The sequence below is a fragment of the Brevundimonas sp. genome (assembly GCF_046293315.1).
In the GTDB taxonomy this organism is placed as follows: Bacteria; Pseudomonadota; Alphaproteobacteria; order Caulobacterales; family Caulobacteraceae; genus Brevundimonas.
Window position 1 is genome coordinate 1 of the sequence record NZ_JBKBPF010000006.1, and the last position, 13,075, is coordinate 13,075.

Annotated in this window: 15 protein-coding genes; 7 read left to right on the forward strand and 8 right to left on the reverse strand. The window is 68.3% G+C overall.

From position 1 onward, the window contains the following. The 3 genes from ACK4SE_RS06790 to ACK4SE_RS06800 all read left to right on the forward strand — a co-directional run. A partial coding sequence (locus ACK4SE_RS06790; RefSeq protein WP_409690317.1) for an OB-fold nucleic acid binding domain-containing protein occupies positions 1 to 1,365 on the forward strand: 1,365 nt, incomplete at its 5' end. 179 nt (positions 1,366 to 1,544) lie between these two features. Continuing rightward, positions 1,545 to 2,099 (forward strand): methyltransferase domain-containing protein, encoded by a 555-nt coding sequence (locus tag ACK4SE_RS06795; RefSeq protein ID WP_409690772.1) that lies wholly within the window; start codon positions 1,545 to 1,547, stop codon positions 2,097 to 2,099. Positions 2,100 to 2,222: 123 nt separating this feature from the next. Continuing rightward, the gene (locus ACK4SE_RS06800) at positions 2,223 to 2,429 is read left to right on the forward strand and encodes a hypothetical protein (RefSeq protein WP_409690320.1); all 207 of its coding nucleotides are present in this window, start codon (positions 2,223 to 2,225) and stop codon (positions 2,427 to 2,429) included. Positions 2,430 to 2,436: 7 nt separating this feature from the next. Here ACK4SE_RS06800 and ACK4SE_RS06805 read toward each other — a convergent pair whose 3' ends face one another. From ACK4SE_RS06805 to lipA, 3 genes are all read right to left on the reverse strand, one after another. Next, positions 2,437 to 3,111, reverse strand: a complete 675-nt coding sequence (locus ACK4SE_RS06805; protein ID WP_409690322.1) for a glutathione peroxidase — start codon at positions 3,109 to 3,111, stop codon at positions 2,437 to 2,439. A 74-nt stretch (positions 3,112 to 3,185) separates the two neighbouring features. Next, positions 3,186 to 3,635, reverse strand: coding sequence for a type II toxin-antitoxin system RatA family toxin (locus tag ACK4SE_RS06810; RefSeq protein ID WP_409690325.1), 450 nt, complete (start codon positions 3,633 to 3,635; stop codon positions 3,186 to 3,188). A 13-nt stretch (positions 3,636 to 3,648) separates the two neighbouring features. After that, positions 3,649 to 4,611: a lipoyl synthase gene (lipA, locus tag ACK4SE_RS06815; protein ID WP_409690327.1), complete on the reverse strand. Its 963-nt coding sequence runs from the start codon at positions 4,609 to 4,611 to the stop codon at positions 3,649 to 3,651. Between the two features lie 227 nt (positions 4,612 to 4,838). Between lipA and ACK4SE_RS06820 the strand changes: the two genes are divergently transcribed. Further along, complete coding sequence (locus ACK4SE_RS06820; protein WP_409690775.1) at positions 4,839 to 6,356, forward strand: AMP-binding protein; 1,518 nt, start codon at positions 4,839 to 4,841, stop codon at positions 6,354 to 6,356. Between the two features lie 68 nt (positions 6,357 to 6,424). Then, positions 6,425 to 6,820, forward strand: coding sequence for a DoxX family protein (locus ACK4SE_RS06825; protein WP_409690329.1), 396 nt, complete (start codon positions 6,425 to 6,427; stop codon positions 6,818 to 6,820). Here ACK4SE_RS06825 and ygiD read toward each other — a convergent pair. The 4 genes from ygiD to ACK4SE_RS06845 all read right to left on the reverse strand — a co-directional run bounded on the left by ygiD (position 6,817) and on the right by ACK4SE_RS06845 (position 9,847). Continuing rightward, the gene (ygiD, locus tag ACK4SE_RS06830; RefSeq protein WP_409690332.1) at positions 6,817 to 7,590 is read right to left on the reverse strand and encodes a 4,5-DOPA dioxygenase extradiol; all 774 of its coding nucleotides are present in this window, start codon (positions 7,588 to 7,590) and stop codon (positions 6,817 to 6,819) included. The two genes, ACK4SE_RS06825 and ygiD, sit on opposite strands and share 4 nt — an antisense overlap. Before the next feature lie 5 nt (positions 7,591 to 7,595). Then, positions 7,596 to 8,198 carry an NAD(P)H:quinone oxidoreductase gene (wrbA, locus tag ACK4SE_RS06835; protein ID WP_409690335.1) on the reverse strand — a complete coding sequence of 201 codons (603 nt, stop codon included), beginning with the start codon at positions 8,196 to 8,198 and terminating at the stop codon, positions 7,596 to 7,598. Between the two features lie 106 nt (positions 8,199 to 8,304). After that, positions 8,305 to 8,733 (reverse strand): hypothetical protein, encoded by a 429-nt coding sequence (locus ACK4SE_RS06840; RefSeq protein WP_409690338.1) that lies wholly within the window; start codon positions 8,731 to 8,733, stop codon positions 8,305 to 8,307. Positions 8,734 to 8,950: 217 nt separating this feature from the next. Next, a complete protein-coding gene (locus ACK4SE_RS06845; RefSeq protein ID WP_409690341.1) occupies positions 8,951 to 9,847 on the reverse strand; it encodes a D-alanyl-D-alanine carboxypeptidase family protein in 897 nt (298 codons plus the stop codon). A gap of 54 nt (positions 9,848 to 9,901) precedes the next feature. Between ACK4SE_RS06845 and ACK4SE_RS06850 the strand changes: the two genes are divergently transcribed. Both ACK4SE_RS06850 and mazG read left to right on the forward strand, forming a co-directional pair. Beyond that, positions 9,902 to 11,308, forward strand: coding sequence for an MFS transporter (locus tag ACK4SE_RS06850; protein ID WP_409690343.1), 1,407 nt, complete (start codon positions 9,902 to 9,904; stop codon positions 11,306 to 11,308). A gap of 9 nt (positions 11,309 to 11,317) precedes the next feature. Next, positions 11,318 to 12,115: a nucleoside triphosphate pyrophosphohydrolase gene (mazG, locus tag ACK4SE_RS06855; protein WP_409690346.1), complete on the forward strand. Its 798-nt coding sequence runs from the start codon at positions 11,318 to 11,320 to the stop codon at positions 12,113 to 12,115. 139 nt (positions 12,116 to 12,254) lie between these two features. On the opposite strand, the gene tpiA is transcribed toward mazG, so the two are convergent. Further along, positions 12,255 to 13,004, reverse strand: a complete 750-nt coding sequence (gene tpiA, locus ACK4SE_RS06860; protein ID WP_409690349.1) for a triose-phosphate isomerase — start codon at positions 13,002 to 13,004, stop codon at positions 12,255 to 12,257. Positions 13,005 to 13,075 lie beyond the last annotated feature (71 nt).

Sequence of the window (13,075 nt, forward strand, 5' to 3'; positions counted from 1 at the left end):
ATGGTCCATCCCTATCTGCGCCGCCGCAAGGGTCAGGAAGACGTGGTCTACGCCAGCCCGGCGCCGCCCCATGACCCGGACGAGCTGAAGACCATTTTGCACCGGACCCTGGGCGTGCCCCTGTTTCAGGAACAGGCCATGAAGGTGGCCATGGTCGCCGCCGAGTTCAGCGACCGCGAGGCCAACGGCCTGCGAAAGGCCATGGGCACCTTCCGGGGCGACGGGACCCTGCACACCTATGAGGACCGCATGGTCGGGCGGATGATCGCGCGCGGCTATGATCCCGACTTCGCCCGGCGCTGCTTCGAACAGATCAAGGGTTTCGGCTCATACGGCTTTCCGGAAAGCCACGCCGCCAGCTTCGCCCGGCTGGTCTATGTGTCCAGCTACATCAAGTGCCGGCACCCCGCCGCCTTTGCCGCCGCCCTGCTGAACAGCCAGCCCATGGGCTTCTACGCCCCGGCCCAGATCGTGCGCGACGCCCGCGAGCACGGGGTCGAGGTGCGGGTGATCGATGTGAACCATTCGCTGTGGGACAATACCCTGGAGGGCCCGGCCGAGGCCCTGTGCCTGCGTCTGGGCCTGCGCCAGATCGACGGCTTCCGGAAGGAGTGGGCCCAAGCCCTGGCCACCGCACGCACCCGCCCGTTCGACGGCGTCGAGGGCCTGATGCGCCGCGCCCGGCTGCCCGTGGCGGCGCTGCGCAAGCTGGCCGACGCCGACGCCTTCCGCTCCATGGGTCTGGACCGGCGCGAGGCCCTGTGGGCGGTGCGCCGCCTGCCCGACGACGACGCCCTGCCTCTGTTCGCCGCCGCCGGCGCAAGGGAGCTGGGCGAGGAGCCGGGCGCCGCCCTGCCCGTGATGGCCCTCAGCGAACACGTGGCCGCCGACTACCAGACCACGCGTCTGTCCCTGAAGGCCCACCCCATGGCCGTCCTGCGCCCGGTGTTCGCGGAGGAAGGGTTCCTCACCTGCGCCCAGGTGGAGGCGAAGCGGTCCGGCTCGCGGGTGCGCACCGCCGGCATCGTGCTGGTGCGTCAGAGGCCCGGCAACGGCAAGGCCATCTTCATCACCCTGGAGGACGAGACCGGCGTCACCAATCTGGTCCTGTGGGTGCGCACCTTCGAGACCTATCGCCGCGTGGTCATGGGCGCGCGCCTGCTGGGCGTGGAGGGCGTGGTGGAAAAGAGCGTCGAGGGCGTGGTCCACCTGATGGCCGATCGCCTCTACGACCGCTCCGCCGACCTCAACCGTCTGTCGCCGGACCATGAGCCGGTGCTGCAGCTCTCCGGCGCGGACGAGTTCGTCCATCCCCAGCACCCTCGCGACCTGCGCATGCTGCCCGGCTCAAGGGATTTCCACTGACGCCGCCCTGCCCGCTCCTGCCCTGCCCGGCTATTGTCCCGGCGAGGATCAGGGCCCACCATTCGTCCGTCTGTCCAAGGGAGGCCGCAATCCTGTTCGCTGACCCCGAAAAGCCGCAGGGCCGCGTCGCCCCGTCCAGCCTGCATGAGGGCCGCATCCAGGCTGTCGTCGACGCCCTGATTCGATGTAGCGCACGGCGGGTCGCCGATCTGGGCTGCGGGCCCGGGCCGCTGTTCGAGCGGCTGATTCAGGAGGACCGGTTCGAGGCCCTTACGGGGGTTGAGTTGCGCCTCGGCGATCTGGACACCCTGAAGACGAGGGTTGCACCCATCGACACCCGGACCGAGCTGCGTTTTGTTCACGGGTCTTTCCTGGACTCCGCTCTGGACCTCACGGGGCACGACACCTTCGTCATGCTCGAGACGCTGGAGCATATCGAGCCCGACGCCCTGTCGCAGGTGGAGCGCGCCTTTTTCGTGCTCCGACAGCCGCGCACGGTGATCATCACAACGCCCAACGCCGACTACAATCCCGTGCTGGGTCTGAAGCCGGGACGTCGGCGGCATTGGGATCACCGGTTCGAGTGGGGCCGTGAACGCTTCCGGCACTGGGCGACCGGAGTGGCCGGCCGCAACGACTGTACGGTCCGTTTCGATGACGTCGGGCCGTGCGCGTCCGGGCTGGGTGCGCCGACGCAGATGGCGACCTTCGAGCGTCGCGCGCCCGGGCGCTGACTCTGCCTCATCAAGCGCACCCAAGGCGGGCTCTCCGTTGACACCGCCGCCACCTTGCTCGAAGCACAGTCGTGATCGGCGAAGCCAGCAACACTTCGCCGGGACTGGAAACGAGGAGACGTCATGGCCGTGAAGTGGTTCTACACCCCGGCCGGCGACCCGGCCTTCTACCAGTCGGATGAGTACGTCTGGGACACACAGGCCAAAACCTGCCTGTACTGGGAGGCCAACGGCTGGTGGTTCCGCATGGAGGACAGCGCGCCCGCCTACTTCCTGAAGGGACCGTGGGTCTACAACCTCATGGGCGAGCAGGCCTTCTACACCGGCTAGCTCCGCCTCAGGCCGACAGGGCCCCCTCCACCGCCTGACGAATCTCGTCGGCTGTGGGTGTGGTGGTCGACGGGAAGGTCGCGATCAGACGGCCCTGACGGTCGATCAGCAGCTTGTGGAAATTCCACGCGGGCACGGCCGACCGGCCCATCTCGGCCCGCGCCCACTGATAGAACGGGTGGGCGTCATCGCCGGTCACGCGGGTGCGGCCCGCCATGGGGAAGGTGACACCGAAGTTCAGGGTGCAGAACTCGCGGATCTCCTCGGCGTCCTCCAGCTCCTGATTCAGGAAGTCGCCCGACGGCACCCCGACCACGACAAAGCCTTGCGACCCATATTCCTCGTAAAGGGTCTGAAGCCCCTCGTACTGGGGCGTGAAGCCGCATTTTGAGGCGGTGTTGACCACCAGCACCACGTCACCCTGGAACGCCGTCATGGGCAGGCTGGGCGTCGACAGGCCGTCGAAGGCGAAGCGGTACGCCGTGCCCTCGGGGGCCTGTTCCACCGGCGACGCGGCGGCGAACAGGGCCTGATGCTCGGCGACAGCGGCGTTGACGGCCTCGGTCGGGGCCAGGTTCTGCTCTTCCGTCTGGGCGGTTTCGGCGCCGGCGGCGGGTTCGGCCCGGTCACAGGCGGCCAGAACAGCGATCAGGGCGATACCCGTCAGTGAGATGCGCGACATGTTGGACCCTCCATCCTCAAGCGTGAGGATAAGCCCAAATACGCGCCGCGCCCAGAGCTGGACGCCTGACGGGATCAGCCGCCGTACAGGGTCCGCGCTCGCGCCTCGAAGCAGCGGATCAGGGCGTTCACCGCCCGGTCGAAATTGGCGCTCAGCATCATGTCCAGCATGCGCGACTTGAAGGCGAAGTCGATCATGAACTCCAGCCGCGCGCCGTCGGGGTGCGGATGGAACTCCCACCGGTTCTTAAGGTGTTTGAAAGGCCCGCGGATCAGGCCCACCTCGACCACATTGCGGTTGGCGTCGCGCCGGACCCAGGTGGAGAATTTCTCGCGCAGCACGGCGAAGCCCACCCCCGCCTCGGCGTCCAGCAGGGTCACGCCGGGCCCCTCCTCCCGCTCGTTCCACACGCGCATGGCGGTGACCCACGGCACGAACGCGGGATAGGCGCGCACGTCGGCGACCAGATCCAGCAACTGGTCGGGCGTGTAGGGCAGGATGCGGGTGACGCGGTGAACAGCCAAGCGGAACGGCGCCTCAGCGGCCCAGTTGGGCCATGCGCGCGGCCCTCAGCCGGGCGAAGTCGTCGCCGGCGTGGTGCGAGCTGCGGGTCAGGGGCGAGGACGACACCATCAGGAAGCCCTTGGCCCGGGCAATGGCCTCATAGGCCTTGAACTCGTCCGGCGTGACGAAGCGATCGATGGGGGCGTGCTTGCGGGTCGGCTGCAGATACTGGCCGATGGTGATGAAGTCGACGCCGGCCGAGCGCATGTCGTCCATCACCTGCATGACCTCTTCGCGGGTCTCGCCCAGGCCGACCATGATGCCGGACTTGGTGAACTGGTTGGGGTCGCGCTCCTTGACCATCTGCAGCAGGCGCAGGGAGTGGAAGTAGCGGGCTCCGGGCCGGATCTTCAGATACAGCCGCGGCACGGTCTCGAGGTTGTGGTTGAAGACGTCGGGCGTGGCATCGATCATCACCTCGGCCGCCCCGTCCTTGCGCAGGAAATCGGGCGTCAGGATCTCGATGGTGGTGTTCGGCGCCTGCAGGCGGATCTGGCGCACCACCTCGGCGAAATGGGCCGCGCCGCCGTCGGCCACGTCATCGCGGTCCACCGACGTGATGACCACATGGTTCAGGCCCAGTTGGGCCACGGCCAGACCGACCTTGCCCGGCTCTTCCGGATCCAGCGGCTGCGGCAGGCCCGTCTTGACGTTGCAGAAGGCGCAGGCCCGCGTGCAGGTGTCGCCCATGATCATGAGGGTGGCGTGCTTCTGGCTCCAGCACTCGCCGATGTTCGGGCAGGCCGCCTCCTCACACACGGTGACGAGGCCCTTGTCCTTCACGATGGCCCTGGTCGCATTGTACTGGCCCGAGCCGGGCGCCTTGACGCGCAGCCAGTCGGGCTTGCGCAGCACAGGGCTTTCCGGCCGGTTCTGCTTTTCCGGGTGGCGAAGCTCGGACGGCTTCCGGGCCAGGGTGTCGATCAGCGTCACCATCGGCGTGACGGAACTCCTTGCAACGAAGGCGCTATGTCGGGCTTTCGGCCCTTAAAGGCAAGGCCCGCCCCGGTCACGAAGCCTTTCACGTCCCCGGATGTTACAGACCTTTTCAACGGTGTGACCCGCCTCTAGTTTACGCTGCGAAAAGACAGAGGGCCGCCACAGGCCTCCAGGGAGACGCACGCTTGCCGGTACTGTTTGATGAGAAGGCTGTTCGCCAGTCCATGTTCGACGCCCTGATCGGGGCGCGCGAGCAGTTCGGCGACAAGGAGATCATCGAGGATCAGGACAGGAAGCCCCTGACCTACACCGGCCTGATCCGGGCGGCCTTCGTGCTGGGCCGCAAGATCGCGGCCATCACCGGGCCCGGCGAGCGGGTGGCGATCATGCTGCCGTCCAGCATGGGCATGGTGGTGACCTTCTTCGGTCTGCACGCCTTTGGCCGGACCCCGGTGATGCTGAACTTCACCTCCGGGGTGAGCAATCTGAAGGCCGCCTGCGCCACCGCCGGCGTCAAGAAGATCCTGACCGCCCGTCGCTTCATCGAACAGGCCAAGCTGGACAGCCTGGTCACGGCGCTGGAACCGGTGGCCGAGATCGTCTGGCTGGACGACATCCGCCAGACCGTGGGACTTCAGGACAAACTGTTCGGCCTGATGGCCGGCCTCTTCCCCCGCCGCTTCCGCGCCGAGACCAGCCCCGACGATCCGGGCGTGATCCTGTTCACCTCGGGCAGCTTCGGCGCGCCCAAGGGCGTGGTGCTGACCCAGGCCAATCTGGTGGCCAACGCCCTGCAGATCGCCTCGCACATCCAGCTCGACCCGGATTGGGTGTTCTTCAACCCCCTGCCCACCTTCCACTGCTTCGGCCTGACCGGCGGGGTGATCCTGCCCATGTTGCAGGGCCTGAAGTCCTTCCAGTACCCCTCCCCGCTTCACGCCAAGCAGATCACCGACCTGCTGCCCCAGGTGAACGCCTCGGTGCTGATGACCACCGACACCTTCCTGAACCAGTATGCGCGGGTGGCCGGACCGGACGACTTCTCGACGGTCCAGTTCGTGGTCGCCGGCGCCGAGCGGGTGCGCGACGAGACCCGGGAGATGTTCAACCAGCGCTTCGGCGGGCTGGAGTTGCTGGAGGGCTACGGCGCCACCGAGGCTGCACCCGTCGTCGCTGTGAACCGGCCCGGGACCAACCGTTTCGGCACCGTGGGCCAGATCCTGCCCGGGATGGAATGGCGGCTCGAGCCCGTCGAGGGCATCGATCAGGGCGGCCGGCTGTTCCTGCGCGGACCCAATGTTATGGCCGGCTATCTGTCGCCCAACGATCCGGAGGGCCTGGAGGCGCTGCCCGACGGCTGGCACGACACCGGTGACATCGTGGATCTCGACGCCGAGGGCTTTGTCACCATCCTCGGCCGGGTCAAGCGCTTCGCCAAGATCGGCGGCGAGATGGTCAGCCTGACCGCCGTCGAGGGCATCGCCGACGCCGTCTGGCCCGAGGGTCGCCACGCGGTTGTCTCGATCCCCGACAGCCGCAAGGGCGAGCGTCTGGTTCTGGTCACTGACCGCGAGGACGCCGAGGTGGCGCCCCTGGCCGAATGGGCGCGCAGTAACGGCGCGCCCGAGCTGGCGGTGCCCAAGCGCATCGTCAAGGTCGTCGAGCTTCCGGTGCTGGGCACCGGCAAGACCGACTATGTGGCCATCCAGAAGATGGCGGAGGCTCAGCCGAAGGCGGCCTGAACCTTCCAGTTGATCTGAAACCGGCTTGGGCCCAGGCTCCCCCTATCGATCAAGCTTGGGAGGGTTTCATGTTCGACAGATTTTCCGCGTTTCGACCGCAGTTGCTCAGCGTTCTTCGCATCATGTCGGGCCTGCTGCTGCTGCAGCACGGCACGGCCAAGGTGCTCGGGTTCCCCGTTGTCGAAGGCGTGCCCCCGCCGGGCTTCAGTCTCGCGGGCCTGTCCGGTCCGCTGGAGCTGATCTTCGGCGTTCTGCTGGTGCTGGGCCTGTTCACCCGCCCCGTCGCCTTCCTCGCCGCCGGCTTCTGCGCCGTGGGCTACTGGGTGGTGCACGGAACGGGCAATGTCTTCCCGATCCTGAACGGCGGCGAGACCATCGCGCTGTATTGCTTCGTGTTCCTGTATCTCGCGGCGGCGGGCGCCGGTCCCTGGAGCGTCGATGCGGTCATGAGCAGGCGCGCCTAGACCGAAATCAGGCTCTGGCCGATCCGGACACCCGTCATCGAGATCGAGCCGCCCTCGATCCGGTCGTTGAAGAAGGCGACCGGATCGTCGGGCCGCGCCTGGGCCGCCACATAGAGCAGCGGCAGGAAATGCTCGTCCGTGGGCACGCTCAACTGTGCGTCTTCCGCCAGGTTCACCCAGTCGACCAGACGGTCGTGGTCGCCCGCGACCAGAGCCGCCTTGACCGCTTCGTTGAAGTTGACAGCCCAGTCGTAGGGTTCCCCGCCGTCGCGCTTCCAGGTCCTCAGATTGTGCACAAAGTCGCCCGAGCCCGCGATGATGACGCCCTCGTCCCGCAGGGGATTGAGGCGCCTGGCCAGCTCCAGATGACCGCGCGCGTCCAGATCCCGGTTCAGGGACAGTTGCACGATCGGCACGTCCGCGTCGGGCCAGACGTGGGCCAGCACGGACCAGGTCCCGTGATCCAGTCCCCACTCGTGCGTCTGCGCCGCTCCGGTCAGGGCCGACACCCGCGCCGCCAGTGCGGGCGACCCCGGGGCGGGATACTGCATCTCATGCAGCGCGCGCGGGAAGGCGCCGAAATCATGAATGGTTTTCGGTCGCTCCTGCGCCGTGACCGCCAGCCCGCGCGTCTCCCAGTGAGCGGACACCATCACGACGCCGCGCGGCTTGCCGACAGCGCGGCCCACGTCGCCCCAGGCGTCCGCGAAGGGACCGCCGAGGGCGTTCATGGGAGAACCATGTCCAAAGAAGACGGCGGGCTGGGTCATGATCGTCAGCCGTGCAGCTTCTTCGCCGTCTCGGCCACATAGCGGCCCTGCCAGCGGGCGCCTTCCAGCTCGTTGTCGCTGGGCATGCGCGAGCCGTCGCCGCCGGTGATGGTGGTGGCCCCATAGGGGCTCCCGCCGGTCACTTCGTCGATACGCAGCTGGCCCTGCCAGGCGTAGGGCAGACCCGCCACCACCATGCCATGGTGCAGCAGCGTCTGGATCATGCCGATCAGGGTGGTTTCCTGGCCGCCGTGCTGCGAGGCGGTCGAGGTGAAGGCCGAGCCGACCTTGCCCGCGAACGCGCCGCTGGCCCACAGGCCGCCGGTCTGGTCGAGGAAATTGCGCAGCTGCGACGCGGCCGTGCCGAAGCGGGTGCCGGCGCCGATGATGATGGCGTCATAGCCGCTCAGCTCGTCGATGGTGGCGATGGGTGCGGCCTGGTCCAGCTTGTAGCCGGACTTCTTCGCCAGCTCTTCGGGCACCAGTTCCGGAACCCGCTTGATGTCGACCTGGGCGCCCTCGACCTGGCGCGCCCCTTCGGCGACGGCCTCGGCCATCTTCTCGATGTGGCCGTAGGTGGAGTGGTAGAGGACGAGAATCTTGGGCATGGGAAGCTCCGTGACTGAATGACCGCGGCCCGGTACTGCAACCGGTCCAGTTGCTGATCTGGGCGCCCGTCCCGCGGGTTTCAAGCTGCTCCGTCAGAAAAGATGGTCAGGCGCCGGTCAGGCCGCAGGGAAACGGCGCGACCGCCCGATAGAACGCCGCGTCCCCCGGAACCACCCCGCCCCGGCTGAGGCGAAAGGCGTGCTCCACCGCCGAGGCCTGCTGCTCGATGTTCAGCCCGCCCCACGTGCAGGCTTCCAGCGGATAGGTGTAGGCGGCCCGGTCGTCGCCCGCCTTCAGCTTCGCCAGCAGCAGGTTCACGCACTGTTGCGCCTGCCACACGTGCACCAGTTCATGAATGAAGGTGGCCTGGATCGTCACCGGTGCGGCCGCCATGTCGTGGGGCAGCACCCGGCGCGGCCAGACGATCCAGTCGCGCCCGAACCATCCGCCCGCCACGAAGGCGCGCGGAAACGGCGAGGCCAGGATGCGGACCGGGTCGAGCGCCAGGGCGTCGCCGAATACTTCAACGGCCAAATCCCTTTCGCCCGCAGTGAGAGGCCGGGTCACCATCGTCCCTCTCCCATTGGGAGAGGGCTGCGCGCACGGGTGCGCCAGCATCCGTGCCTCGCGCGCAGGGTGAGGGTCGGCTCTCTACTGACTGGCCGGACGGCCCTCATCCCCCGCGCGAGGATCGTCGCGCTACGCACGCCGATGCGCGGGTTCCCCCTTCTCCCAATGGGAGAAGGACGGATCATGGCCCGACCCATTCCCAGTGCCACGGCTCATACACATAGGGCACGAAGCCGAACCGGCGGGCGTTGGCCACCAGCCAGCGATAGGTGGCCCCCCGGGTCTGGTGCAGCCGATTGTAGGCGTCGGTGGAATCCACGCCGTAGCCATGGGCGTGGCCCACATACAGGTCGATCGCTGTGCCCGTCCGGTGCGGCGAACAGACCGCGCGGCGCAGCCCGTCGCAGTTGCGCTCGGCGGCGCAGCGCGCCGCGTCGGCGGCGGGGTCGCGCAGGCCCGAGAAGATCTGCAGCAGCTCGGGATCAGCCGCGATCTCCGGAACCTCGGCCCGGGCGGCGGCGGCCATGCGGCGGTAGGCCTCCAGCACGTCCCGGCGCAGCATGCGGGTGATGCGGTCGGCGTGCTCTTCCTCGGGCAGCAGATAGGCCCAGGTGTTGATGGGCGGCGGCTCGGGGCATTCGCCGGCGACCCGCGCCATGACGAACGGCCGCCGCTCCTGCCACACGCCGCGAAACACCTGAAACGTGGCCGCGTCGAACACCCCGGTGGGCGCCAGGGCGTAGCGGGTCTGGAACGCCGCCAGGGCCGAGGCGAAGCCGGGCGAACCGGGCGAACACGGGGTCGCCAGCTCCTGCTGGAGCAGCGGCGCATAGGTCTCCCACCCTGTCTCAACGGCCGCGAACGGCGCCCATTCCAGGCCCAGCACCGACTGACCGTTGGCCACGGCCGCGTCGCTGAACGCGTCCAGCTCGACCCAGCAGGGATCGTCCGGCGACTGCGCGCGGGCGGTCGTCGCCAGCCCGAAGGCGATCAGCAGGGTCACGATCAGGCGCAAGGAAATCATGACCGCACATTCGATCAGCCCGCGCGCGCCCGCAAGCCGCTTGCCGAGGATCATCCGCAGCGCTCAGATGCCGGAGACCGCGACTCAGCGGCCGTCTCAGGCTCGTCCATGACCCAGCCCGCCGCCTCGTCTGCTGCCTCATCGCCCACGCCCACGCCCGCGCCGCGCCGCAGCAACGGCGTGCTCGCCGCCTTCTCGGCCGCCTGCCTGCCCTACGCGGCGCTGGGCCTGCCGGTCTATGTGACCCTGCCGGAGTTCTACGCCAGCCATGTGGGCGTCGATCTGGGTCTGGTGGGCATCATCTTCCTCGTCATCCGCATGGCCGACATCTTTGTCGACCCGGCGCTGGGCATGGTCATCGACCGCACCCACAGTCGCTTCGGGCGCTACCGCCTGTGGATGGGGCTGGCCGCGCCGGTGCTGATGCTGGCGGTGGCCATGCTGTTCATGGTGCGGCCGGGCGCCGGCGCCGGCCATTTGGCCCTGTGGCTGATCGTCATGTCGCTGGGCTTTTCGGTCAGCATCCTGTCGCAGATCAGCTGGGCCTCGGCCCTGTCGTCCGACTACGACCAGCGCTCGCGCATCTACGGCTGGTGGCAGACCGCCAACATCGTCGGCGTTCTGACCGTGCTGCTGATCCCGGTGCTGGTCCAGTCCATGGGCTGGGGCGACTACGCCGCCGCCGTGCGCTGGCAGGGGTGGTTCATCGTCATCGCCCTGCCCGTAACCCTGGCCATCACCTTCGCCTTCACCCCCGAGCCGCCCCCCGGCCCGCCCGCCGACAAGGCCTCGCGCTTCGCCTATCTCAGCCTGTTCAAGCTGCCCGTGATGCAACGCCTGCTGGGCGCCGACCTGATGCTGGGCATTGCGCGCGGCGTCGTGGGGGCGCTGTTCTTCTACTTTTTCGAAGCGGTGCAAGGGTTCGAGCGGGCCCAGACCTCGATCCTGCTGCTGGTCTATTTCGTGGCCGGCCTGATCGGCGCCCCGGTCTGGAGCGCGCTGGCGGTGCGGCTGGGCAAGCACGCCGCCCTGATCCTGGCCTGCGTCTATTTCGCCGTGACCCTGCTGCTGGCCAGCTTTGGTGCGCCGGTTCTGGCCACGGCGCTCGGCGTCGCGCCCCTGATCATGGCGGCGATCATGGTGGCGCTGGTGGGCCTCGCCTTCGCCTCCGGCGACCTCCTGCTGCGGGCCATGATGGCCGACGTGGCTGATCAGGTGCAACTGGAGCAGGGCGCGGACCGCACCGGCCTGCTGTTCTCGATCCTTACAGCCACCTCCAAGCTCGGCTATGCGGTGTCGGTGCTGACCTTCACCGGCCTGCAGTTCGCCGGCTTCAACCCTGCGCTGGTTGAGAACAACAGTCCCGCGGCCCTGATGTGGCTTCAGGTCATGTTCGCGGGTCTGCCGGCCCTGTGCCTGATCCTCGGCGCCTGGGCGCTCTACCGCTATCCCCTCACCCAGGCCCGCCACGCCGAAATCCGCGCCGCTCTGGATGCGGCCAGCGCAGCCCGATAAGCCCCCGCCATGACCGCACCCCGCCCCATCGACCGCCTGATCCAGATCATGGAGCGCCTGCGCGATCCCGACGGCGGCTGTCCGTGGGATGTGGCCCAGACCTTCGCCACCATCGCCCCCTACACCATCGAGGAAGCCTATGAGGTGGCCGACGCCATCGAGCGCGGCGACCTGGACGAGTTGAAGGGCGAGCTGGGCGACCTGCTGTTCCAGGTGGTGTTCCACGCCCGCATGGCCGAGGAACAGGGTCTGTTCGCCTTCGACGATGTGGCCGTCGCCATGGCCGACAAGCTGGAGCGTCGCCATCCCCACGTCTTCGGCGACGAGGCGGCCAGAACGGATGCCGTTTCCCAGAAGGCGCGCTGGGAAGACATCAAGGCCGGGGAACGGGTGGCCAAGGCCCAGCACGGGGTGCTGGACGACGTGCCGGTGGGCCTGCCCGCCCTCGCCCGCGCCGCCAAACTGACGAAGCGCGCGGGCCGCGTCGGCTTCGACTGGCCCTCCACCGACGAGGTTTTCGACAAGCTGCACGAGGAAGTGGCCGAGCTGCGCGCCGAGATCGCAGCGGGCGATCTCGACAAGGCCCGCGAGGAGATGGGCGACCTGCTGTTCGTGGTGGCCAATCTGGCGCGCAAGCTGGAGGTGGAGCCCGAGGACGCCCTGCGCGGCGCCAACGCCAAATTCATCCGCCGCTTCGCCTTCATCGAGGCCGAACTGGCGAAGGACGGCCGCACGCCGGACCAGTCGAATCTGGCGGAAATGGACGCCCTGTGGAACGCGGCCAAGGCGGCGGAAAAGGCGGGCTAAGGTCTATTTGCGCCCACGCCCTTCCGGCGGCCCTATAATGAGGCCGATATCAGGAAACCTCGGAGCCCATTTCGGACAATTCGGACAATTCGGACACTGTTTTTTCGGCCCGGATGTCTGAAATCCTCGGCCGATCCGATCAGGCCGCCCGGATGATTCCCAGGAAATCCGGGGCCTTCAGGGAGGCCCCGCCCACCAGCGCCCCGCCCACCTCGGGGGTGCGCAGGATTTCGGCGGCGTTCGACGGCTTCACCGAGCCTCCGTACAGGATCGGCGCCGCGCGGGCTGTTTCGCCCAGTTGCGCGACCATCGCCGTCCGCACGGCCCGGTGGACCGCCTCGATCTGCTCAAGCGTGGGGGTCAGGCCGGTCCCGATGGCCCAGACCGGCTCATAGGCGACAGCAAAAGTTTTATTAATCAATGACTTGGGAAGCGATCCGGCAACCTGCGCCTGAACCACCGCCACGGCCTGTCCGGCCTCGCGCTGTTCCAGGGTCTCGCCGACGCAGATGATCGGCTCCAGCCCGGCCGCCAGCGCCGCCTCCACCTTGGCCGCCACGTCTGCGTCGGTCTCGCCGTGCTGGGCGCGCCGCTCCGAATGGCCCAGAATCGCCAGTCCCGCCCCGGCATCCGCCAGCATCCCGGCCGAGACGTCCCCGGTGAAGGCGCCCGATGCCTCGCCATGGCAGTTCTGCCCGCCCACCTCGACGACCGAGCCCTCCACAGTCCGCGCCAGCCGCTCGATCAGGGTCGCGGGCGGGCACAGGGCCACGCGCACGGCGGCGGGTTCGCTCGTCAGAGCCTCGGCCAGCGCCTTGGCCTCATCCAGGGACGCGCCGGTCCCGTTCATCTTCCAGTTTCCGGCGATCAGCCGTCGCATTTCGGTCATGAGGGCTGTTTAGGCGGGCCATAAGGCCAAGCCAAGGGGCTGCCCGCTTGCGGGACCGCCGCCCCCTCCCC